At 41.0% G+C, this 3,197-nt stretch carries 4 protein-coding genes; all 4 read left to right on the forward strand.

Annotated features, from left to right (window positions below):
• The first annotated feature begins 262 nt into the window (after positions 1–262).
• The 4 genes from KBS54_01185 to KBS54_01200 all read left to right on the forward strand — a co-directional run bounded on the left by KBS54_01185 (position 263) and on the right by KBS54_01200 (position 3,079).
• Entirely contained in the window at positions 263–529 is a 267-nt protein-coding gene (locus tag KBS54_01185; protein MBQ0054747.1) for an AbrB/MazE/SpoVT family DNA-binding domain-containing protein, read from the forward strand.
• Between the two features lie 127 nt (positions 530–656).
• On the forward strand, positions 657–851 hold the full coding sequence (locus KBS54_01190) for a putative toxin-antitoxin system toxin component, PIN family (protein ID MBQ0054748.1): 195 nt from the start codon (positions 657–659) through the stop codon (positions 849–851).
• A 290-nt stretch (positions 852–1,141) separates the two neighbouring features.
• On the forward strand, positions 1,142–2,200 hold the full coding sequence (locus KBS54_01195) for a Dam family site-specific DNA-(adenine-N6)-methyltransferase (GenBank protein ID MBQ0054749.1): 1,059 nt from the start codon (positions 1,142–1,144) through the stop codon (positions 2,198–2,200).
• A 15-nt stretch (positions 2,201–2,215) separates the two neighbouring features.
• Positions 2,216–3,079: a type II restriction endonuclease gene (locus KBS54_01200; protein MBQ0054750.1), complete on the forward strand. Its 864-nt coding sequence runs from the start codon at positions 2,216–2,218 to the stop codon at positions 3,077–3,079.
• Positions 3,080–3,197 lie beyond the last annotated feature (118 nt).

Genomic DNA, 3,197 nt, shown 5'->3' on the forward strand with positions numbered 1-3,197 from the left:
AGACAGTCATTAAGGCTGTTGGCAAAAAAACTGCATGACGCAGAACGAAACGCAACAAACTGAAAACAACGCCGGCGGAGAATACTCCGAACGGCTGTGTGACGATACATTGACGGGCTGAACGGCAAATTCAGCCCGTTTTTTTGTGCCCGAAAGCGGGGCGGTACAGCATTGTTGAAAGCAATATAAGTTTTCTGTTTGCAAACAGACGGGAACGCTATATAATTATTTGTAAGAAAATCTTACAAAGGCGGTGCTGCTTATGACTGCACAGGTTTTGACAGTTTCCTCCAAAGGACAGATTGCGCTTCCTGTTTCCATGAGGCGTGTTCTGTCGATAGATACAGGGGACAAACTGGTTGCTTACGTTGCAGGTGACGTCATCATGCTTAAAACGCTGAAACTTCCGACGGAAGAAGAATTTAACCTTTCCCTGAAAAAAGCTCAGAAATGGGCGAAACAGGCAGGATATGTTGAAAGCGACGTCAATGAGCTTGTAAAGGACGTGCGCAGGAAAAAAAGAGCATGAAAATTGTCATAGACACAAACGTTCTTATCTCCGGCGTATTTTTCGGCGGTAATCCTGAAAAAGTTCTGCGTGCGGCAGTAAACAGGGGCAACTGAATAAAGATATACTTGCGCCGTTAATCGGAGCAATGGAGTTTGTAGTACCCGTTTCCAAAGTAGAGATATGCAGGGATCCTGACGACGACAAATTTCTGGCATGTGCGCTTGACGCGGGGGCTTACTACGTTGTAAGCGGCGACGCGGATCTTCTCGTAATAGAAAATTTTGAAAATATAGAGATCATCACGGCAAAAGATTTTTGCGAAAGATTTTTGGATAAGTAATTCTGTCAAGAATGCTAACTGTATTAAAATGTGGAATTTCCGATAAAAGAACAAAACCCAACGGGCTGAAAGATTTTCAGCCCTTTTTTTTTAGCGAGGCGGAGTGGTACAGCACAAAATTTTTAAAAAATGTCATTTTGAAAATGACATTTTTTTATATTTGCGCATTAGACTTTGTACAAGGACGGACAAAAAGGGACAAAAAGTTACAGAAATTGCGAGATTTGGATCGCTATTATTCCAGATATGGAATATAATAGATACAGCGTTAGTTGCTTGGAGGTTGGACTATGGACTACATTTCTGTCAGAGAGGCTGCAAAAGCGTGGGGGATTTCTGTCCGCAGAATTTCTACTCTCTGCTCAACAAACAGAATACCTGACGCCGAAATGCTTGGCAATATGTGGCTTATTCCGAAAAATGCACAGAAGCCGGAAGATGCGCGTTATAAGTTGTTTGGCGGTCTGCACCCTATTGTCAAATGGGTTGGCGGCAAAGGGCAGCTTTTAGAAGAAATAGCAAAGAAATATCCGGCAGGCTTGGGTACGACTGTTAAAAATTACGTTGAGCCGTTCGTTGGCGGAGGCGCCGTGCTTTTTGAACTGCTTGGCAAATATAAATTTGACAACGTCTATATAAGCGACATAAACGCCGAACTGATTAACCTTTACTGTATGGTCAGAGATCATGCCGGAGAAGTTATAGATATTCTGAAAGGTTATGAAAAAGAATTTCTTCCGTTAAAGGACGATGACAGAAAAGCATACTATTATGCACGGCGCGATGAATTTAATAGACTGATTGAAACAGGCAGCAGTACAAATTCCGTACTTGGTGCGGCGATATTTATTTTTCTTAACAGGACTTGCTTTAACGGTTTGTACCGAGTTAATTCCAAAGGGCTTTACAACGTGCCTATGGGAGCCTACAAAAATCCGAAGATATGCGACGAAGAAAATCTGTCAGCCGTCTCAAAAGCGTTGCAGAATGTAACAATAGCCTGTGCGGATTATCGGAAATCCATAGAGTACATAGACGAAAATACGCTTGTGTATCTTGACCCCCCATACCGTCCGTTAAACACTACTTCCGCATTTACTTCATACACGGAAAGCGGTTTTAGCGACCAAAATCAGATAGAACTCGCAGAGTTTGTGCAGGAACTTACCAAACGAAAAGCAAACGTAATATTAAGTAATTCAGATCCAAAAAATGCCGATGAAAACGATAATTTCTTTGACGAACTATACAGCAGGCAAAATATTTTCCGTGTAGCAGCGAGCAGAATGATAAACAGCAAAGCGCAGTCACGCGGTAAAATCAGCGAAATTTTGGTTTGCAACTATTAAAAGGAGTGATTGATAATGACAAAGAGAAATTTTGATGAGTGGCTTGGTACGTTTACGGAGAGCATTGCAGACTATGCGTATTACATTGATTTTGCAAAAGTTTATACAAATGTTGAGGCGATTAAAATTGAGCTGAACATATTAAACAGTCTTGTCGGTGTCAAAGACATTGAGCAGAAGTTTGAAGCGCTTGCAGCTAAATATCCGGAGACCTTGAAATGTATTCCAATCCTTCTTGCAAAAAGAGAAACAGAAATTTCTGCAATGGATGCTGACGGCGCGTATAAATTTAGTTTTACGCAAATGAATTACAGCATTGAAGAATACAAAATGTTTATGCGTAAAACCGGACTTTTTAATCTGCTTGCAAACCATATCATAAACAATCTTGTTGATTATGTCACCGGCGTTGAAACAGGGCTGGATTCCAACGGAAGAAAAAATCGCGGTGGGCATCTTATGGAAAACCTTGTGGAGCGATTTATTATCAAAGCAGGGTTTGAAAAAGACAAAAATTATTTTAAAGAGATGTACATTAGTGAAATTCAGGACAAATGGCATGTGGATTTGTCGACTGTGTCCAACGAGGGCAAAAATGAAAAACGCTTTGATTACGTAGTCAAAACGAGCAGCAACATATATTTGATTGAGACAAATTTCTATACAAGCGGAGGCTCAAAGTTAAACGAAACGGCACGCAGCTACAAAACCCTGACAACTGAAATTGCTCCGCTTAAAAATATACATTTTGTGTGGATTACAGACGGACTTGGCTGGAAATCTGCTAAAGGCAATTTACGGGAAACCTTTGACGTGCTTGATACGCTCTACAACATAAACGATCTTAAAAATGGGATAATTTCAGCGGTATTCAAGTAATGGCAGAAAAAATTGTCAGCTGGGAACCGGAAAATTTTGAACTTGAAACAAATACGGTTTGGAGTTTTCCTGATCGCGGCAAGTGGGCTACACACGATGCAAAATGGCGCGGCAACTG

Source organism: Candidatus Equadaptatus faecalis (genome assembly GCA_018065065.1).
Taxonomy (GTDB): Bacteria; Synergistota; Synergistia; order Synergistales; family Synergistaceae; genus Equadaptatus; species Equadaptatus faecalis.